This window comes from Roseibium sp. AWQ4_254 (genome assembly GCF_056161025.1).
The window spans coordinates 16,454-36,769 of the sequence record NZ_JBSWYH010000033.1 but is presented as its reverse complement, the minus strand read 5'-3'; the positions used below and the strand labels follow the sequence as shown (position 1 = coordinate 36,769).

15 protein-coding genes are annotated in these 20,316 nt (G+C 61.3%); 3 read left to right on the top strand and 12 right to left on the bottom strand.

Features of this window, described 5'->3' with window-relative positions; translation table 11 throughout:
* Window positions 1–41: 41 nt before the first annotated feature.
* Window positions 42–1,481, bottom strand: a complete 1,440-nt coding sequence (locus ACXAIC_RS21010) for an ABC transporter substrate-binding protein (protein WP_475184980.1) — start codon at window positions 1,479–1,481, stop codon at window positions 42–44.
* A gap of 27 nt (window positions 1,482–1,508) precedes the next feature.
* The gene (locus tag ACXAIC_RS21005) at window positions 1,509–2,498 is read right to left on the bottom strand and encodes a sugar-binding transcriptional regulator (protein ID WP_475184977.1); all 990 of its coding nucleotides are present in this window, start codon (window positions 2,496–2,498) and stop codon (window positions 1,509–1,511) included.
* A 20-nt stretch (window positions 2,499–2,518) separates the two neighbouring features.
* Here ACXAIC_RS21005 and ACXAIC_RS21000 point away from each other — a divergent pair, with 20 nt between their 5' ends.
* Window positions 2,519–2,875, top strand: coding sequence for a hypothetical protein (locus tag ACXAIC_RS21000; RefSeq protein WP_475184970.1), 357 nt, complete (start codon window positions 2,519–2,521; stop codon window positions 2,873–2,875).
* 292 nt (window positions 2,876–3,167) lie between these two features.
* Here ACXAIC_RS21000 and ACXAIC_RS20995 read toward each other — a convergent pair whose 3' ends face one another.
* The 6 genes from ACXAIC_RS20995 to ACXAIC_RS20970 all read right to left on the bottom strand — a co-directional run bounded on the left by ACXAIC_RS20995 (window position 3,168) and on the right by ACXAIC_RS20970 (window position 10,688).
* Window positions 3,168–3,719, bottom strand: a complete 552-nt coding sequence (locus ACXAIC_RS20995) for a metallophosphoesterase (RefSeq protein ID WP_475184962.1) — start codon at window positions 3,717–3,719, stop codon at window positions 3,168–3,170.
* 120 nt (window positions 3,720–3,839) lie between these two features.
* A complete protein-coding gene (locus ACXAIC_RS20990; protein WP_475184955.1) occupies window positions 3,840–4,763 on the bottom strand; it encodes a LysR family transcriptional regulator in 924 nt (307 codons plus the stop codon).
* A gap of 15 nt (window positions 4,764–4,778) precedes the next feature.
* The gene (locus tag ACXAIC_RS20985; RefSeq protein WP_475184949.1) at window positions 4,779–5,780 is read right to left on the bottom strand and encodes an ABC transporter ATP-binding protein; all 1,002 of its coding nucleotides are present in this window, start codon (window positions 5,778–5,780) and stop codon (window positions 4,779–4,781) included.
* Between the two features lie 3 nt (window positions 5,781–5,783).
* Window positions 5,784–7,481: an ABC transporter permease gene (locus tag ACXAIC_RS20980; protein WP_475184944.1), complete on the bottom strand. Its 1,698-nt coding sequence runs from the start codon at window positions 7,479–7,481 to the stop codon at window positions 5,784–5,786.
* A gap of 13 nt (window positions 7,482–7,494) precedes the next feature.
* The gene (locus ACXAIC_RS20975) at window positions 7,495–8,448 is read right to left on the bottom strand and encodes an ABC transporter substrate-binding protein (RefSeq protein WP_475184938.1); all 954 of its coding nucleotides are present in this window, start codon (window positions 8,446–8,448) and stop codon (window positions 7,495–7,497) included.
* Window positions 8,449–9,335: 887 nt separating this feature from the next.
* Window positions 9,336–10,688 (bottom strand): lactonase family protein, encoded by a 1,353-nt coding sequence (locus tag ACXAIC_RS20970; protein WP_475184932.1) that lies wholly within the window; start codon window positions 10,686–10,688, stop codon window positions 9,336–9,338.
* A gap of 111 nt (window positions 10,689–10,799) precedes the next feature.
* Between ACXAIC_RS20970 and ACXAIC_RS20965 the strand changes: the two genes are divergently transcribed.
* Together ACXAIC_RS20965 and ACXAIC_RS20960 are read left to right on the top strand one after the other, a co-directional pair.
* Complete coding sequence (locus ACXAIC_RS20965; RefSeq protein ID WP_475184925.1) at window positions 10,800–11,648, top strand: LysR family transcriptional regulator; 849 nt, start codon at window positions 10,800–10,802, stop codon at window positions 11,646–11,648.
* A gap of 190 nt (window positions 11,649–11,838) precedes the next feature.
* Window positions 11,839–12,657, top strand: coding sequence for a substrate-binding periplasmic protein (locus ACXAIC_RS20960; RefSeq protein ID WP_475184920.1), 819 nt, complete (start codon window positions 11,839–11,841; stop codon window positions 12,655–12,657).
* Between the two features lie 193 nt (window positions 12,658–12,850).
* Here ACXAIC_RS20960 and ACXAIC_RS20955 read toward each other — a convergent pair whose 3' ends face one another.
* Genes ACXAIC_RS20955 through ACXAIC_RS20940 form a run of 4 tightly spaced genes read right to left on the bottom strand, consistent with a single transcriptional unit; the run spans window position 12,851 to window position 20,256 of the window.
* Window positions 12,851–14,536, bottom strand: coding sequence for a hydantoinase B/oxoprolinase family protein (locus tag ACXAIC_RS20955; protein WP_475184914.1), 1,686 nt, complete (start codon window positions 14,534–14,536; stop codon window positions 12,851–12,853).
* Entirely contained in the window at window positions 14,533–16,611 is a 2,079-nt protein-coding gene (locus ACXAIC_RS20950; RefSeq protein WP_475184909.1) for a hydantoinase/oxoprolinase family protein, read from the bottom strand. Before ACXAIC_RS20950 ends, ACXAIC_RS20955 begins: the two co-directional genes overlap by 4 nt.
* Before the next feature lie 57 nt (window positions 16,612–16,668).
* Window positions 16,669–19,410: a molybdopterin-dependent oxidoreductase gene (locus ACXAIC_RS20945; protein WP_475184904.1), complete on the bottom strand. Its 2,742-nt coding sequence runs from the start codon at window positions 19,408–19,410 to the stop codon at window positions 16,669–16,671.
* 3 nt (window positions 19,411–19,413) lie between these two features.
* Complete coding sequence (locus ACXAIC_RS20940) at window positions 19,414–20,256, bottom strand: FAD binding domain-containing protein (RefSeq protein ID WP_475184899.1); 843 nt, start codon at window positions 20,254–20,256, stop codon at window positions 19,414–19,416.
* Window positions 20,257–20,316: the final 60 nt, after the last annotated feature.

The following is a 20,316-nucleotide window of genomic DNA, read 5'->3' as shown; positions in this document are numbered from 1 at the left end:
GGAGGCGGGCCGGACAACCGGCCCGCCTTGCGAAAGGGGGCTCAGCCGAGGCCGGCTTCCTTGAGCTGCCGGTTGACGCTGGCGGCCAGCTGGTCCAGCCCTTCATCCACCGGCACTTCCTTGGCCACCATCTTCTGCAGCGTGGCCGCCCATTCGGTGGTCAGATCGAAGAACAGGGGCTGGGCGGTGAACTTGATGGATGCACCCGGTGCGGACGCGTCATACATTTCCACATAGCCCGGATAGGACCTGTTCAGTCGGTCGCGGAAGCCGCTGTCGGCCCAGACCGAATTGCGCACCGGGTCGACAAAGTCCATCTGAGTGGCCCCGAACAGGGCGTGTTCGGGGCCCGATGCCCACTGCATGAAGTACCAGGTGGCATCGAGATCCTTGGAGAATTTCGACATGGCCAGGGACCAGATCCAGATATTGGGCGTCGGTGCGCCATTGCCGGAGGCGGCAAAGGGGGCATAGGCCAGTTTGCCCGCCATGGCGTTGTCACCGCCATTCATGAAATAGCCGAGAATATCGGCGTCATAGATAATGCCGGATTTGCCAGCGCCCAGATCCGTGCCGACCTGATACCAGGTGTGGGTGGACCAGTCGGCCGCGCCGGAATCCTGGATCATCTTGACCCATTTGGCATGGAAATCCTTGGACCCGGCCGTGTTCATGGCCGCCGACAATTTGCCATCACCGCTGACATTCAGGTCATGTTCGCCCAGATTGGCATAGGCGGACAGGAAGCCCGGATGGATGGTGGCCCAGCTGCGCGAGCCGCGCACGCCTATGCCGTAGGTCCCGCTGTTGGCCGCCTGCAGCTTGGCCGCCACCTCGATCAGCTCATCCAGGTTGGTCGGCACCTGCGCCCCCGCCTGTTCCATCATGGCGGCATTGTAGGTCAGGTTGTTCTGCTCATATCCCCAGGGAATGCACCATTGCTTGGCATCGTCGGAGCCGAGGGCACCGCCCGGCTTGCCGTTCCAGGCGCAGGATTTGCGCACGCCTTCATTCATGTCCGCCCAGTTGTATTGCGGATTGGTCTTGGACGGGTCGTTCAGCCATTCATTGTGATCGACGATCCAGCCCGCCGGACCATAGGTCCAGGTCATGTAGGCGCCGGTCATGAAGGCATCATACTCGCTGGAGCCGGAGGACAGGGCCGCCGTCACCTTGTCGAAATAAACATCCTCCGGGAATATGTCATAGGCGACATCCATGCCCGTCAGGGATTTGAAATTGTCCAGATTGGCGATCATCGCATCGGTATAGGGATGCTTGTTGAGCAGCAGCTTGACCGATTTTCCGGAGTGTTTTTTCCAGTCAAAATCCGCTGCCAGAGCGCGGGTCGCCGCCGCGTTCACCAGCATTCCGGCGCCTGCGGCCGATACGCCCAGGGCCGCCAGCGAGCGCAGCAGGCTGCGGCGGCTCATCTGACCCCTGATATAGGCGTTTACGAGGTCCTTCTCTTTCTCATACATGACGTTCCTCCCAGATCGCCCGCGGGTTTAAGCGGCTCCGGCGGCGCGGCGGCCGCTCAGACCCTCAACAAGACACCGGGCGGCTGCCTCGTCGATAATCAGTCCCGTCAGAAGCCCGCTGCAGAGCGCGGCCCTGACCGCCTCGACCTTGCCGAGACCTCCTGCAATCGCGACCACCTCCCGGCCGCGCAAGTCCTCAAGCGGCATGGCCATGGCCTTGCCGTCGAGCGACGTTGAAATCTGGCGGCCCGCGCCGTCCAGAAACTGTCCCAGAATTTCCGCGGCCGCGCCCTGCCCAGCCAGCTCGCCCGCGATCCCCTCCGGCCCGTAGGCAAGAGACCCGGCCGAGGTTTTCAGATCGCCAATGCCGACCACCGCAAGGTCACAATCCTGCATGCGCCGGAACGCATCGCGGACCATGGACTGGGACGCCAGCACCGCCTTGTCCTCTGGCGAATCCGTGAACAGCGGCGCCGGCATCAGATAGGCCTCTGCGCCGGTCACCTGCGCCAGCCGGTGGATCACATCATAGGGGTTGGCCGCCAGCGAGCGGGTCAACCCGCCCAGCAGCGAGACAAACACCGTTGCGCCCGCCTCCCGGCGCTGCATGGCCTCAACGGAGGCGGCAATGGTACGCCCATGGCTGACACCTATGACCTTGTGGCTCTGCGTGTCCAGAAGCCGGGTCAGCCAATGGCCGCCCAAAGCTCCGAGAGCTTTCAATGGGATCGGGCCCGGCTCGCCCAGATCCATGGCCACCCGGCACATGGTCAGGTCGAAGGCGTCGATCAACGTGTTTTCCAGCTCCACACAGGGCGCGGCGGAGGCGTCGACGGAAATGTGGACGAAGCCAAGCCCCTGCGCCTTGACGATCAGACGATGCGCGCGCGTTCCGGATACGCCAAGCCTGACAGCCACTTCCGACTGGGTCAGCCCGCCGACAAAGTGCAACCAGGCGGCCCGGGCGGCCAGCTCGGTTTCTTCCTGCAGTTTCAGATGCGACACACCTTTCGCCAAAAGGCCCTCCCAAGCCAGCCGTGCGTATTTTGAAATTTATTCCACAAATGAAATTAATTTCAGTTCGTCAAAAACGTCAACTAAATTCCGTTGTGCAGCGCAAGACCACCCGCCGCCGCCTCGCCGCAATCTCCCTTGATGGAGACCCATCTGGTGGCTTGTTCCAATTTGCCGGCAAGGCGCGAAGTGAAGCGCGGCCGATTGGCCGCTCAAGCATCGCAACGCCGTCCTGCAGGTTGAAACACGCCACACAAGGCCGCTGTTGCAGCACCTTCGGCCGGTGCATCGCCCGGTCTTTGATCGAACAAAAGATGCGGATCGTTTTAGTGGCGATCAGTTTTGCACTTCTGATCCGCTTGCGGATAAGCAACCGCTGATCTTGTTGAAGATCGTGCCCGATACCCGCATCGCGCTGCCATTTGCGCCTCGCCAAGCCCTCCAAAACCGGTCAGAGGGTGCTCTATCGGGCGAGATTGGTGGTCTAATTCCGTTCAAATGGTCAAGCCCCAAGCCTCTTTTGTTCCCACCGGATTCACGGTTGTCTTCGAAGTCATTCCCATCGGCTTGAGCCGGGCGCTTGATGATAGGACCCTTTAGCTTCGGCCTCCCAAGGTATAAGGCGCCCTTGCCGAAGTTCGGCGTGGCATCCAATCGCGCGGGTTTGCCTTCCTATGAGCGCGGCACCTCCGGGGCGGGTGGCTGGCGAGGGCGATCTTGCCGGTCCCTCATCAGGTCTTCCAGATTGACCGGTTTATACGCTGTCTGCTCGACACTGGTGCAAATATGCCGTGGCGTTGGCGCGGGCCGGTGGTGCAAGTGGCCATGGATGTTGCGCTCGAACCGCAGGCCCAGCCCGCTGCGCTCCGAAAGATCCAGGGGCAGATGGGTCAGAACCGTTTTGCTGTCCGCAAACGTCTTCCACAAGGAGATGCTTGCGAAGACCGCCGTCAGATGAGGTGACGCTGGATTGTCATGATTTCCCAGGATCAGATGCTTGCGGCCCTTTAGCCGCGCCAGCATCTGCCATCCTTCGCCGCTGAAGACATCGCCAAGGTGATAGACGACATCCTGATCGCTGATCCGGTCGTTCCAGTTGTCGGCGATACATGCGTTCATGTCCTCAAGACTGCGGAACGCCCGGGCGGTTTTGGAGCCGTTCCCCCCTGCCCCAAGAACCTCACAATCTCCAAAATGAGTGTCGGCGGTGACCCAAAGTGTCATCTTGTTTTCCTTGTGTCTTGAGGACAGCGCCCGGTAGAAAGGTGCGGGACGCAAAAGCCCGGCGCTTGGGATCTTCCGCACGTCCGCCGGCAAACCGGCTCCGCTGTTGCAGGACCTGTTCTAGGTGGATGCCTGAGAAAGAGGGCTCTCCCGCCCGGCATTGCGCAGATTTTTGGCCAGGAACTGGGCCAGTTTGGCCGCAGCCGGCGACAGGGTGCGCTCGCGCAGCTTTACCAACCGCACATTGGCCGGTTTCATGTTGCGGATCCGCAGCAACGCAACATCGCAGTCGCCGTCCCCGCCCTGGTCATAAAGGGACAGTCCAAAGGTGATCAGCCCGCCCGAACGGCAGGCCCGGGCAATGGACGCATAGGTGTTGCTCTCCACCACGGGATGAAGAGAGACACCGTCTTCACTGGCCTGCCGGTCCAGCATCAGGCGCAGGCCAGACCCCTGTGGCGGCAGCACAACCCGGTGTTTTGCGATCTCCGGAAGACCCGCTTCCTTGCGCCCGGCAAGCGGATGGTCCAGAGACACGACCGCATAAATCTCCTGGTCCGCCGCCCCCAGGACGGCCAAATCGGGGTGGTCCGGCAGATTGAGGCAAAGGGCAATGTCGGAATGGAATTCCTGCAGATCGGTGAGCGCCCGAGCGGAAGAGGAATGGTTGACGGCCACGGTCACTTTCAGGTTTTTCTGCTGGAACTTGGCCAGATACACCGGCAGAAAGCTCTCCAAAACCGATTGGCTCGCGCAGATCCGCACATGGCCGATGGTCGACTTCTTGATGGCCAGAAGCTCACCGCGCACCTTTTCCAGCTCCGCCAATTGCGCGCGCGCATGGACAGCAAGATATTGCCCGGACGGGTTCAGCCGCAACCCCCTGGAGGTGCGTTCAAACAGATCCACGCCGAAATGTGCCTCCAGCGCCAGGATCTTGCGGCTGAGCGCAGACGAGGTCATCGACATGTGGTCGGCGGCCTTGCGGATGGAGCCGAACTGGGCAATGGCGTCCAGGATCTTGAGGTCATTCAGGGTCTGCATCTGGCGTTCCGGACATCAAGCTTCCAGGGGAACAATCTGGTCTTTGCGAATACTCAAGGCGACCTCTTTGCTTGGGTCCGGCCGTGTGTCCGAAAAGAAGGTGATGCTGTGGCCCTTCAGGCCCACGGTGACCTCAAACCGGCCATCAATGAACACCATGTCCTCAATGCGGGCGGTCACGTCTCCGTTGTTGTCCACAATCTGCACCGCATTTCTGGGCAGAAGGCCCCACTCCGCTGACGCCGCCTCCGGACCGCTGCCCTCAAGCGCCAGCAGCGTGCTGGGCAGAATGTTGCCCGCATTCAAGAATTTGGCAATTTCCCGCGACCTGGGCTTGGTAAAAACGTCCAGCGGCGCCCCGGCCATCTGGATCTGGCCGGACACCATCACGGCGATGCGGTCGGACAGGATCTGCGCCTCGCGCCGGTCATGGGTGACATTGATACAGGTGAGGCCGAACTGCTTGGCCAGCTTGCGGATCTCGTGGCCCAGATCGTCGCGCAGGTTGGAATCAAGGCTCGCCAGCGGCTCATCCAGCAGGATGACTTTCGGCGACAGGGCCAGCGCCCGGGCAATGCCGACACGCTGGCGCTGCCCGCCCGACAGCTGGCGCGGAAACTTGCCCGCCTGGTCCGACATCTGCACCTGCGCAAGCACCTCGGCAACGCGGCGGGCGATGTCGGCCTTGGCCCAGCCATAGCTGCGCAAAGGAAACCCGATATTGTCGTCAATCGACAGATGCGGCCACAGGGCATGATCCTGAAAGACAAAGCCGAATTTCCGCGCCTGGGCCGGGACAAATCGGCCCTCGGCGGCCGCATCAAGCTTGGTATCGTTGTAGACCAGCGCGCCGCTGTCTGCCCGCTCCAGCCCGGCAAGGATCCGGAGCAAGGTTGATTTTCCGCAGCCGGACGCGCCCAGAAGGGTGACGAATTCACCTTCCTCAATATCCAGGGAAATGCCCTTGAGGATCTCGGCCGGCCCGAAGCTTTTGCGAAGGTTCTCGATCTGGATCACGGGTCAGTGCCCTTTCTCGCCGCGCAGGCTGTGAAGATAATTTCCAAGGGCGATGAAACTGCCGGAAATCAGGACCGAAACGATGCTCATCGCCATGGCCATGTTCACGGAGCCCTGGTCGAACTGGTTGAAAACAAAGGTTGAGACGGTCTCAAAACCCGGCGGGGTGAGCATGAGCGAGGTGACCAGCTCGCGGGAGGCAATGGAAAAGACAATGAAACCGGCGGCGACCGACACCCCCAGCAGCGCCGGGCCGTTGACCCGCCAGATCACGCCGAGATCCGTTGCCCCATAGACCACGGCAGCATCCTGCATGGACATGGGCAACTGGCGCAGCGTGCCGGTAATCATGCGCACAGGATAGGGCAGCAGAATGCAGGTATAGGCCAGCAGCATGATCCACCAGGTGTTATACGGGGTCCAGGGCCAGAAGGCCTGGTTCCACACCAGGATCAGTCCGACTGCAACGGTCATGGACGGGATCGCGTTGGGCAGGGTTAACAGAAAGTCCAAAGGCGCCGACAGGGCGCTGCGCCATCTTACAATGAAAAACGCTGCCAGAACGCCGATCACGACCGAAACCAACGCGGTCACGGTGGCCAGATGCAGACTGGTCAACAGCGCATCCAGCGCATCTTCCTGGGTGGTGAACAGCTCCACAAAGGCGGAAAAATTCAGGTTCGAGAGGGTAAGCCCCGCCGTCATGCGCTGCATCATGGCGCTGAGCAGTATGGCAAGCAGCGGCAGGAACACAGCGACAAAGGCGATCACCGACAGCACCCCATGGCCGAGGGCGGTCCAGAGCGGGCCGAACTGCGGGCGGGAGGATTGCGCCTGAACTTCATCGACGCTGGTTGCCACGTGCTGCGTGAGCCGCAAATGCAGGAAATAGGCACAAAGCGCGATGACAATCAGGATCAGCGAAAGCACCGAGGCGCCCGGAAGGTCGATCGGCCAGTCGCTGAGCTTTTCGTGGATATAGGTGACCACAAAATCGATACCGGCCCGGCGGCCGAGGATTTCGGCCGTGCCGAATTCCTCAATGGACAGAATGAAGACCAGAAGATTGCTCGACACAATCGCGGTGCCGACCAGCGGCAAAACAATGCGGAAGAGGCGGCGCAACGCGCCTGCGCCAAAGACGCGGGCCACCTCGTCATAACGCTTGCCGACAATCTGCAGCGAGCTGGACGTGGTGAAATAGACAATCGGAAACAGGTTCAGCGCCATCACCGCGACAACACCGGAAAAGGTGAACAGGACAAAGGTGAGATTGAACCCCAGCAGCTGTTCGATGAACCCGTGCCGCTGGCCAAGCTGGATCCAGGCAAAGGCACCGGTAAAGGGCGGGATCAGGAAGGGAACCAGGAAACATAGATCCCAGATGGCGCCGCTGCGCCCCAGATTGACCCGGATGAGCGCGGCAATCACCGCAATGATGGTGGCTATGGCGCAGACCGACAGAGCCAGCGAAACGGAGTTGACAACTGCAGGCACGAGCCGCGGGTCCGCCAGATGCGGGCCCAGATTGGTGAAGGCCCCGGCAAAGGACAATTCGTTCAGTTTGGGAAAGATGGCAAACAGGACGATGGCCAGGATCGGCAGAGCCACGACGGCAAGGGCGGTGCCCATGGTCGCGGTGAAAAGGGAGGCGCGGATCGCGCCTCCCGACCGGGCCTGGACCGGTTTGCGGGGGGCCATTTGTATCACGTGCTTACTCGACCAGGTCTTTGAACGTTGCCTTGGTCTTGGCCGCATCGGCTGCGGCTTTAACATAGTCAAACTCGATCAGGTTCAGCTCGTCCCAGCCGGCCCGCTTCGCTTCGACATCGGTACGCGCCGGCAGGATCAGGCGCTTGGCCACGAGCGCCTGACCTTCATCGGAGAGCACAAAATCGACGAATTTCTCGGCGTCTGCCAGCTGATCGGTCGATTTCGGGATCATGATCGGGCGCGGCGCAAGAACGGTGCCGCTGGACGGATAGACGACCTCGATGGCCTCGCCCTTGGCCTTCAGGCCCAGCGCGATATAGTCCACTGCACCGAAGACGACGCCGCGTGCGCCGGAAAGGACCGGGTTCAGGGCGGCCTTGTTGGCGCCCGGCACGATCATGCCATTGGCTTTCAGTTCTTTCAGCAGTGTCCAGGTGCCGTCGGCGTCGCGGCTGGCCAATCCCTGCACCAAGGTGAGAGCGGAGCCGGAGGCCGACGGGTCCGGCATGGTGACCATGTCACGGTAAGCGTCTGCGGTCAGGTCCGTCCATTCGGCCGGCGCGGGCAGGCCCAGGGACGTGTTATAGGCGATGGAGAGGGCCGCGGCGCCTTGGGCCACATAGTCTTCCGTCTTCAGGCTGTCGGGAACGGTTGCCGCATTGGGGGAGCTGTAGGAAACCAGCTCTCCGGCCTCCGACAGGGTGATGGCATGGCCCCAGGAGGCAGAGATGATGACATCGGCCTGCGGGTTGGCTTTTTCGGCCTGGTAGCGGGCCATGACCTTGCCCGAATTGGACTGGAAGAGATTGACCTTGATACCGGTCTTGGCGGTGAAGGCTTCGGCCAGTGCTGACGAAAGCGGCTTCGGACCGGCGCTGTAGACCGTCAGGTCTGCTGCGGACGCGGCCGTCGCCGTCATCAGGACGAGCATCGAAGTCGTAAACATGCGGATCATTGTTCGGCTCCTGTGAAATGCGGGGCTGGGAAAACTGCTTGGCCCGTTGCCCCGCGACTATGCGGAGCGCCCGTGTTGCCAGCAAGAAGAGAGGCAAACGTATTTTGAAATAATCGTCCCGTTTATCGGGACAATAAGACTGCGCCATATCATGGATATGCGACATTTTTTTAAAGGATCAGGAAGTATTTTCCCGGTTTTACGACGTTTTTGTGACGGCTCAACCCACGTCCGCCCTCAGCACCCCATCCACGAGCAGTCGATAACTGTACCGTAAATCGTGACACTTTAGGGAGAAGCAGGACGCCTCACAAAGGCCCTGGCCGTGCAAGCAGGCCGCCGTTCTTGCTAAAAAGCGCCCTGACATTCCTGCATTCGACGTGTGTCCTCAAACAAATAAAAGACAGCGAAGCAAATCGAACAAAATCATCTAGAAATGGTTGTTTTTATGCAATTCGGGCTGGAAAACGCCTCGAACAGGGCATGCCCGACGCCGCCTTTCTGCATCCGCCGCTACACACCCCCGGCCTGTCTGACACCTTCTTGCTGTCCAGGCCGATGGCACTGTTTGACGGCAATCAGGACCCGCTCAGGCGCAAGCAAGAAGACTGCCATCCCATCGGGACGATGGCTGAGGCAAACCCTCGAGGCTGGATGCCAGGCCGGGACATCGGTCAGTGCGCCTTGTATCTCGGGAGGCCAAAGGCATCCCAAAGCGCGCCGCGTTTCAAGGAAAACAGACCGTTCTGCCCTTTGCGTTGACCTATTTGAAGTCAGGCAGCGAACGGCCCACCTTATGAAACGCGGCTTACTTTCAAGGCTATTACCCGTTTGTGCGGACAGACGCCCCGCCGGAACAGTCCAGGTCCGTGACTCTGGCCGACGCCCTAACGCGCGATCACCATGGAATGGGCACCCCGCGTCACCGGCACGGTATAGCCGGTCTTGATCAGTTGGGTGTTGCCCGGATCAAGCGGATCGCTCTGAAGCCGCCAGAAGTCGATACTGGAGCCTTCTTTGCGGTCATCAAAGTGATCATAGTTTGCGACTGCCAGATAAGAGCTGGAATTGTCGAACACCGCAGCTTCGGGCAGAATGCCGTCATAAGCGAATGTTCCCACTTCGGTCAGGTCGCCGGTCTCCTGGTCAAGCGCTGCCAGGGTGATGGACGAATACCAGGTAATCCGCTTATCGTCATAAGGCAGATAGCTGCGCTCCAGATTGGTTGTGGCCACCCAGCGCCCGTCCGGAGACACGGCGAGCCCTTCAGGTGATACTCCCGTCAGACTGCGGTCAACAAAAGCATGGCGCACGGTACCGTCTTCACGCGTTTCTGCATTCATGCGCACGGTCAGAACCGAGCCGCGCGGCGCTTCCGTCCAAAGACCCTGAATGTCGGGACCCCAATAAAGACCGCTCAGGACAACATGCTTGCCGTTGGGCGTGAAAATCGCGCGGAAAGGCGCCCGTTCAATATCAACCACATTGCCGAAAGGTTCGACTGCCAGATCCTCCGTGACACGCGCGAAGCGCAGCGTTGCGCCCCCGGTCCCGTCGACCAGCGCCAGAATGGGCTCGGCCGGGTGCCAATCGAGATCAATCAGCCGCTGGCTCGTGTCCCAGCCGTCGATCTCCGGGCGCACCATCTCCCCAAGCCGGCCATCGGCAAAGCGGTATAGAGCCAGGGGCGCATCCTTGCCCCCTCCGGCCGGATGGTAGCTGACCGCCAAGAGGGAGCCGTCTGGGGAAAAGCGGACAGCCTCCGGACGCGCCGGGCCTTCTATTTCCTGCACGGTCCTGGGGCTGGCCGGGTCTGACAGGTCAACAACCGTCAGCCGGTTGCCGAAGGCAAGATCGCTGAAGCGATGAACCTCATCCGTCTGAGGCCGCTCGGTCCAGGTTTCAATCACCACCGCATAACGGCCATCCGGCGACAGGTCGACCACGGCGGGCGGCCCGCCGACGGAATTGGAGGCAAACACCTCCTGGGCGCGCCAGCCGCGCGGATCGCCCTCCAGCGGTATGACGGCCAGCGTATCGCGCCCCTCGCGCGGCCCCAACAGACCGTTGACATAGGCCGAGGCGACCATGTCGGCGTCTTGCGCCGACACCAGAAAACGGCCTTTAAAATCCATTGGTCCGCGTGCGTCACGAGATCCGGCCACCTGAGCAGAAGCAGAGGCAGCCAGACTGGTGGATAGAAACAGATTGATGAGCAAGGTCTTCACGAGGTTCTCCATGTACCGGGGTCCTAAAGAACTTGATCCGGGAGGATCGGAATATAAGTTTGGGATATGGAAGCCGTGTTTCGATGCTTTCAGCTGAGAAGTTCGATAAAAAAAGGTTATCGAATGTTTGCCTTGCTCGACTATGAAAGTGTGATTGCCATTGCTGAAGAGGCGCATTTCGGCAGGGCAGCCCGCCGGCTGAATATCACCCAGCCAGCCTTGTCCTCTCGGCTTCGGCGCATTGAGGAAGAACTTGGCGTCAAACTGTTTGACCGGGACCGCAGCGGCGTTGCCGCAACGCCAGCCGGCGTACAATTTGTCGAAGGGGCGGAGCGGGTGATTGCCGCTGCGCTGGAAACCGCGCAATCAGCGCGCAATGCCCATGCCGGGCTAGGTCAGACCTTGCGGATCGGCATGACCCAGGTAGCGGCCTATCAGATCCTCATTCCGACGCTGACCGCCTTCCGGCAGCACTACCCCCATGCGCGGGTCAGGCTGGTTGAGGGAACGACCGCCGGGCTGGAAAAACGCCTTGAACAGGGCACGCTCGACGCTGCCTTTCTGCATCCGCCGTTGCACGCCCCAGGCCTGTCTGAAACCTTTTTGCTGTCCACGCCGATGGCACTTTTTGACGGCGATCCGGACCCGCTCAGGCGTAAACCCATGATCGCCTATCCCAGAGCTGAAGCGCCCGTGCTGATGGGGGCGCTCGCCCGTCAGGCGCAGCAAGGTAACGGCGAATATCCCGCTGCCGAAGCCGATACCATGCTGGGTGCCATCATCCTGTCCCGGGCCGGGTTCGGGCCATTTGCCGCCACTGCCGACTATCCGACACCGTTCGACAAGACGGACGCCTGCCTTGCGTCATCCGACACAGGCCTGACGCTGGACACTGCGCTTGCCCGGCGCCTGCTCGACCGGCGCCCCATGGTAGAAACGCTGCTCAAATCTGCCCTGGCGAGCGTTCAATAAAAACCGGCTCGCGCGCTTCACAACCTTCACCGGAAGGTCAATTGCTAAAGTTCCGCTAGGAAATTGAATGCTGAATTCCTTCAGTTGTTAAAGAAATTTCAACAGTTCTTTTTTGTTCTTACACTGTTGCCGTTTTTGTCACGGCTGAGTAGCGTGTGACAACAGCAGAAAAATTGCAGGTTTGACGACTATGAAAGTGGCCGTAAAACGCATATCTCTTCTCGTGTTTATACATCTTTCGGTGGTGCTTTCTGCTTGTCTGCAAGTCCAGGCCCGCCCCTTGCAGATGGTCACCTCCAGCTGGCCTCCTTACTATTCGGCAGATTTGCCCAAGAACGGCTTTCTCACTGCGCTGGTTGCCGCAGCTTTCAAAGCCGTCGACCAGCCCGTCACCGTTAGGTTCGTGCCGTGGAAACGCGCCATGGTTCTGGTTGAAAAGACCGAAGCAGATATCCTCCTTGGCGTTCGCAGCACAGCGGACCGGAGACAAACCTTTCTCTTCAGTGACGTGGTCTACTACGATGAACTTGTGTTCATCGCGCGCAAGACCGTGGCGCTGAACACTTACAACAGCCTTCAGGACCTTCAGGGTTACACGATCGGTGTTGGCCGCGGCTTTGCTTACCAGCCCGATTTCGACAAGGCCGATTTTCTGAACAAGGTCGAGGCCACCAACTATGACGACAACATCAGAAAACTGGTCTATGGCCGCCTGGATATGGTTGCCGGCAGCAAGGCCCCCAACTTGTTTGCGCTAAAGCAACTTGTCGGGCCATCTCTTGGCGACTTCAAAATTCTGAAGCCGCCACTCAACCGCGCAGGCCTGCATATTGCCGTATCCAGAGATCTGGAGAACGGTGAGCAGATTATTGCGGACTTCAACAGGGGGCTGAAACAGATCCTTTCCAGTGGTGCCTTTGATACCATCCTCCTCGATTTCGGCCAGACGTTAGACAACGCTCCGGGCACGAAGTCGTCAAATGAAGTCCCGGAAAAGCCAAAAGTTTAGCGCAAATCGCAGGTCACCGGATTTGCCTTTCACGGTGTGATATCAGAGACGCTAACGCAAAAGACAAATCGGTTTGGCTCCATCGGAAGGCGGCACGGAAAAGTACCGGCTTCAACAAACAAGAACCTATTGGCTGCGTCTTGTTTGTTGAGGCTGGAACAATGTGCAGGTCAAAGAATCCGCCGTCTGCCGTCTACGGCTCCACGCCGAAAGCCGATTGGATCTTGTCTTGCGTATAATATCCCAAGCGGACATCCTCGCGGATATCGGCAGGATCCCGGTGTTCCGGCGGGCCATAGCCACCGCCGCCCGGGGTGCCGACACGAACCCGGTCGCCCGGGCTCAAGGGAATATCCTGGGCCTTGGAGAGATGTTCGGGCACAATCTCCTGCCCGTTCTGCCAAACGGTCACCGTGTTCGGCTCGCCATCCTTGCCGCCAAGGGCCCCCTGGGGGCCGAAGCGGCCATGATCCATAACGAAGCTGGCAGTGGCATACCCCCGCAACAGCTCGATTTCATAGTCCAGCCCGAAACCGCCGCGCTGTTTGCCGGCCCCGCCGGAACCTTCCCGCAGCGCGTAGCGGTGATAGAGAACCGGGAATTGCTGCTCCATGATTTCCACCGGCGGGGCCTTGGAGATGCCGATGGTGGAACAGCCGTTGGAGAGCCCGTCATGATCGGAATTGCCGCCATACCCGCCGCCGGAAATCTGGTACATGACATACCCGCGCCCACGGGCCGGATCAAACCCGCCCAGGGCGAAATTGCCGGAACTGCCAGCAGGCGCCGCCGTCACCCGGTCCGGCAGAGCCTCCACCAAAGCCGCAAACACTGCTTCTGCAATGCGCTGGCTGACTTCCGCTGCACAGCCCGAAACGGGGCGCGGATATTGCGCATCGAGAAATGTGCCCTCGGGCCTGATCACCTTGAGCGGCTCGAAGGCCCCGGCGCTGATCGGCACGTCGGGGAAGATGTGGCGCATGGCCAGATAGACCGAAGACAGCGTCGTGGCGAGAACGGAATTCATCGGCCCCCGGCAGGGGGCGGATGAACCAGAAAAATCAAAGGTCAACTCGCCGTCTTTTGCGGTGATTTTCAGATCGATCACCAGCGGCTCGTTGACCACGCCGTCTGAATCCACGAATGCCTTGGAGCGGTAGGTGCCGTCGGGGATGAGGCGCAGATTGGCGCGCATCTGATCGCTGGCGCGCTGGCGCAGCTCCTCGATCGCCTCCTTCACCACCTCATCGCCATAGCGGTCGAGAATGCGGCCAAGCCGTTCAGCGCCCACAAGCAGGGCTGCTGCCTGGGCCTTCACATCGCCGATGCGCTGTTCGGCAACCCGAATATTGGAACAGATGATCGCGTAGATTTCCGCGTCCAGCTGGCCCTTTTTGAAAAGCCGCACCGGCGGCAGACGCAGGCCCTCTTGCTCTACCGAGGTGGCCGAGGCGGAAAACCCACCCGGCACAGCCCCGCCCGTATCGGGCCAGTGGCCGGTGTTGGACAGCCAGCAGTAGATCTCTCCGTCCCGGTAGAACGGCATGGCAAAACGCACGTCCATCAGGTGAGTGCCGCCAAGATACGGGTCGTTGACAATATAGATATCGCCTGGCTCCGGGGCGGCCACCTCGCCGCGGCCGATCATCTCGATCAGGGTGCGCGTGGAATATTGCATCGTGCCGACAAAAACCGGCAGCCCGCCTGCACCCTGGGCAATCAGGGATCCGTCCACGGCGGAATAGATCCCGTCAGACCGGTCATTGGCTTCGGCAATCACGGGGGAAAAGGCGGCCCGCGAAAAACTCAGATCCATCTCGTCACAGACCTGCTGCAGGCCGGACTGGATGACGCTCAAGGTGATCGGATCGATGCTCATGAGGCCGCTCCAAGTTCAATGATGATATTGCCGTCGGCATCCTGCACCGCCCGGTCGCCCGGGCCGATCACAATAGTGGTGTCCATTTGCTCGACAATGGCCGGGCCGGTCAACTCCGCATTCAGAGGCAGACGGTCGCGCCAATAGACGGGCGTTTCCAGCAAACCGTCAAACCAGACCTTGCGGTGGCCAGTCAGTGCCGCGTTCAGCGTTGCCGCCCGCCCGGCCGGGTCAATCAGCAGGGACAGGTCGATCTCGGCGCGGCGGCCGATGACGGAGCAATTGACATTGACAAGATTGGCGCGGATTTCCGGCAAGGTCACATGGAAACGGTTGAAATAGACTTCCTCGAAGCGGGCCTGCAGCTCCTCAAGGCTTGGGCGCGGGCCCGGCAGGGCAACGCGCAGAAGATGGGTCTGGCCGATAAACTGCATGTCGACGGAATAGATCTCGCGCAGATCCTCGATCTCGACCTTTTCCTTTTCAATCAGAGCCCGGCCTTCTTTGGCCTGCTGATCGAACAGGGTATGCACGGTGTCAATCTCCAGCCCGGCCAGGGGCCGGTTGACCGTGTTGACGAAGTCATGGCGCAAATCAGCAACCACACAGCCCAGGGCGTTGGTAATGCCGGGCCGGGAGGGCACCAGCACTTTGGGCACGCCAAGCTCGCGGGCAATGGCGGTGGCGTGGAGCGGGCCGGCACCGCCAAAGGCAAAGAGCGCATAGTCCCGCGGGTCTTCCCCTAAGCTGATGGAGACCATGCGCACCGCATCGGCCATACGGGCATTGGCGATGCGCAGCACGGCGGCAGCGGCCTCTTCGGCGCTAAGGCCGAGCGGGGTTCCGATCTTTTCCTCAAAGATGGCCGCAATATCGGCAAGGGACACACGGGCGGCAACAGAATTGAGCTTTTCCGGGTTCATCCGGCCGAGCAGAAGATTGGCATCGGAAATGGTCGGCTCTTTGCCCCCCCGGCCATAACAGATCGGCCCCGGGGTGGACCCGGCGCTTTCCGGGCCAACCTGAAGGAGGCCCGCCTCGGTGATCCGGGCGATGGAGCCCCCTCCTGCACCGACCGTGCGCACATCCACCATAGGCACATGGATCGGCATGGCATATTCGATCTCGATCTCGTTGGAGACCGCCGGTTCCGCCTCCCGGATCAGGGCAACATCCGTGGAGGTGCCACCCATGTCATAGGTCAGGAGGTTGGGCATGGCGGCCCGGCGGCCGGTATAGGCTGCCGCCATGACACCGGAGGCCGGGCCGGACATGACGGTCTTGGCAGCTTCCGCCGCCACATGCCGGGCAGAGACCATGCCGCCATTGCCATTCATCACCAGCACATCATGGCGGTAGCCCTTGTCCGCCAGCTGTTCGGCCAGTCGCTCCACATAGCGGCGCAGCAGCGGCTGGACCGAGGCATTGATGGCGGCGGTCACACCCCGTTCAAATTCCCGGCTTTCCGACAACAGCGCATGGCCAAGGGTAATGTTCTGATTGGGCCAGATCTGTGCAGCGATCTCCCCGGCCCTGATCTCGTGGGCCGGATTTGCATAAGAATGAAGGAAGTGGATCACGAGGGCTTCGCAGCCCTTGTCCAGCAGCGCCTGCAGGGCGTTCTTCAAGGCTTCTTCATCCAGCTCCAGGCAGACGCTGCCATCGGCATAAAGGCGCTCGGGCACTTCCAGGCGCAGATCGCGCGGGATCACCGGCCGGAACGCACCCTTCATGCCATAGGGCTGGGGGCGGGTGCGCCGGCCAAGTTCCAGAACATCGCGGAAACCGGTGGTGGTGATCAGTCCGGTGCGGCACAAGGTGCGCTCCAGAACCGCGTTTGTGGTCGTGGTGGTGCCGTGGACAATCAGATCCAGCTCCGCCAGATGCGCCTCTGCCTGATCCAGCGCCGCCAGAACCCCAAAGGCCTGATTGTCCAGGGTGGTGGGCGTCTTCGCGAGCCGCACCGTGTGGCTGTGCATGTCGTAAAGCACGAGATCGGTGAAGGTTCCGCCAACATCGACCCCGGCCACATTGGACCCGGATCTGCCGGTGGAACTTGATGGGGGCACGTTCATGGATGTCTCTTAAATCTTTGTCTTGACCGGAAAGGGCGGGCAGCAGCCGCAGCACACTTATGCTTTGGCTGCGGCCTTGATGGCGGCGCGGATCTTGTCAGGGGTGGCGGGCATATGGGCAACCCGCGCGCCGCAGGCATCCTTAATGGCATTCATGATGGCGGGCGCTGTGGGAATGAGGCAGTGCTCCCCCAGCCCCTTGGCACCATAAGGCCCGTGTTCATCCCCGGTTTCCAGTATGATTGTATCCACCGGCGGCACATCGCCGATGGTGGGGATCAGGTAGTCATGGAGGTTTTCCGTGCGCCCGGGCAGGAATTCCTCCATCAGGGCCAGACCGATGCCCTGGGCAACGCCCCCATGCACCTGGCCTTCCACCAGCAGCGGATTGATAGCCTTGCCCAGATCATGGGCTGCGGTGATCTTCAGGAGACGGACCGTGCCCAGCTCCATATCGACTTCCAGCTCCGCCATCTGGGCGGTGGTGCCAAACACCGCATAGGGCGCGCCCTGGCCATTTTCATCGAGCGGCTTGGTGGGCGGATCATAGGTTTCCTGAACTTCCAGCACATAATCGCCGTTGTCCGGCGTCAGGGTGTCCAGTTGAATATCCCGTTCGCCGCCGGTGTCGCGGACCCGGATCACGCCATCACCGGCACGGATCTCGGCGGTTTCCGCGACATTGGCCAGCCGCAATATCCTTCCCCGCAAGGCCTCTCCGGCCAGCCGGGCCGCATTGCCTGTAATAAAGGTCTGGCGGCTTGCGGACGTCTTGCCCGCATCCGGTGTCACATCCGTGTCCGGGCCAATGATCTCGACCTGATCGACAGGCAAGCCAAGAGCCGTCGCAAAAATCTGGGTAATGACCGTATTGGAACCCTGGCCAATGTCAGCCGCCCCCTGGTGCAGCACCACAGTGCCGCGTGCGGTAATCCCGGCCCGGATGGTTGACGGGTTGGACATGGAGGTGTTGCCGCAGCCATACCAGCCACCCGCCACCCCGACACCCCGGCGCAGCGGGCCGCCTTTTTTGTTGAAGTCCGCTGCCTCGTCCAGGGCCCGGCGCCAGGGTCCGGCCAGCGCATCGAAGCATTCGGCAATGCCCATGCCCTTTTCGAACACCTGACCGGTCACGGTCGGCTCGCCGTTTTTCAGCGCATTACGGCGCCGGAATTCCAGCCGGTCGATGCCCAGCGCCTTGGCCAGATCATCATAAAGCGGTTCCTGGGCCAGGGCCGATTGCGGCACGCCAAAGCCCCGGAAGGCGCCTGCGGGGGCCGTGTTGGTGTGCAGGCCGACGCTACGGGCCACATAATTGGGCGTCCGGTAGGGGCCAGAGGCATGGATCGGCACCCGGTTGGCGACCGTCGGCCCCCAGCTCGCATAGGCGCCCGTGTTGAAAACACCGTCAAATTCGACCGCAACAATCTTGCCCCTGGCATCCGCCCCGATCTTCATGGTGATCTCGGACGGGTGCCGCTTGGTGGAGGTTGTGATCGATTCCTCCCGGCTGTAGGTGATGCGCACCGGCCGGTTCAGGATCCAGGCGGCCAGCGCCGCATAGGGCTGGGCACTTAAATCCAGCTTCGAGCCGAAGCCGCCGCCAGTGGCCGTCGGCATGATGCGCACGCTCTCGCGCGGCAGGCCCAAAATCCCGGCAAGGCCGTCCCGGTTCATGAACGGGGCCTGGGTGCAGCAGGCCACCTCGATCCGGTCTTCCACCCGCCGGGCAAAGGCGGCTTCCGGCTCGATATAGCCGTGTTCGATAAAGCCGGTTGAAAAAGACCCTTCCGCAACAACTGCGGCGGTCTTCATCGCGTCTTCCGGCGCCCCGTGGCGGACAAAGCCCCGGCACATGACGTTGCCGTCCCGCTCCGCATGAAGCTTCGCCGCCTCTTCAGCCCCTTCAGGCAGCAAGACATGAGGCAGGGCCATGAAAGAGACCGGGAATTGCGTCAGATCAAGCGCATTCACCACCTCGCCGGGACCGGCAATGGCTGCTACAGCCTCATTCTTGAACCGGGTTTCACCCTCGGCAAAAACCGGCTGATCCTCAAAACCCGGGATCACTCCGAAACAATTGGCGCCTGGAATGTCGGCGGCCGTCAGGACAAGATCCAGCCCTTCGCGCTGCCGGTAGGCCTCAAGATCGCCAAAGACCACCTCCGCCCGGTGGTGCGGACAGCGCACGACCCGGACGGTCAGGGCGTCTTCGGGCGCAACATCATCGCCGAACTTTTCCGTGCCACGCACCTTGGGCAGGCCGTCGATGCGGGACATGGCCGCACCAACCCAGCCGGCGGGCGCCGGGACCGCATCCGGTCCGCATTCCATCACCGCATCGATGATCTTTCGGTAACCGGTGCAGCGGCACAGGACCCCGCCGAGGGCCTCCTTGACCGCCTCTTCCTCCGGCTGCTGCGTTGTGCGCAAAAGATGCACCGCTGCCACCATCATCCCGGGGGTACAGATGCCGCATTGGGCAGCCTGATGACGCTGGAACGACTGGGCCAGTGCTCCGGCCAGCGGATCGTTGTCAACCAGTCCCGCCAGGGTCTCCACCTTCGCGTCTTCCACCTGCCCCAGCGCCGTTGTGCAGGCACAGACCGGCAGGCCATCAACCAGAACCGTACAGGCCCCGCAATCCCCCGCATCGCAGCCGACCTTGACATCTCTTGCGCCGGCACGCTCGCGCAGGGCAAGCGACAGGCGTTCGCTTGGCGGGCCGTCGATACGGACGGGCTTGCCGTTCAGATCGAAAGAAATGCCGGTGTGGGTATCGTCGTCAATGAGCGCCATGACCTAGTCCCTTCCCTCGGCTGCAGCCGTGATGGCCCGCGCTATGAGTGTTCTGACCGCATCCAGCCGGTAGTCCGCCGTAGCCCGGACATCATCAATCGGTTTGATTTCCGGCAGTCCGGTCTCTTCAATCACCTTTGCAAAGGCGTCCGAGCCGGGCACCAGCCCCAAAAGGGCGTTTTCAAGCCCCCTCAGCCGCTGCGCAACGGCCGAGCAGGCCCCGACCGCAACAGACACTCGGGACAAGGTGCCATCGCTGCCGCAGGCGACATTGGCCGCAACCATGGCGATGGAAATGACCAGATAGCGTCGGGCGCCGAGCTTCCGAAACGCGGCCCGCTCCCAAGGACGGCCGGGCACGAGGACGGCGGTGACAAACTCTCCCGGCTCCAGCGCCGTCTTGCGCACCCCTTGCAGGAAGGACGCAAGCGGCAGCACCCGCACCCCAAGCGGACCGGCGATTTCCACGCTCGCGTCCAGCGCCAGCAGCGGCGGCACCCCATCGGCCGCAGGTGAAGCATTGCAGAGATTGCCCGCAATCGTTCCGGCATTCTGGATCTGGACGGAGCCGACCTCGGCTGCCGCGAGCTGCAAGGCTGAGAAACAGGAGGGCAGGTCTGCGGTGCGGATATCCGTCCAGGTGGTCATCGCCCCGAAGCGCCAGACATCATCTTGCCAGGCGATGCCCCGCAGCGCGTCAATCCGGCTGAGATCAAGCACCGGCTCCTGCCGGGTTCGCCCGGCCTGGGCTGGAAAAAAATCCGTCCCGCCAGCCAGAATCTTCACCGGCTCACCGGCCAAGACATCCAGCGCAGCACGAACCGTTTGCGGTCTGTGGAATTGCATCGGCGTCCTCAATGCATTTCATTTGCATACTAACGAATTAGAGCCTCAAACAATTTAGGC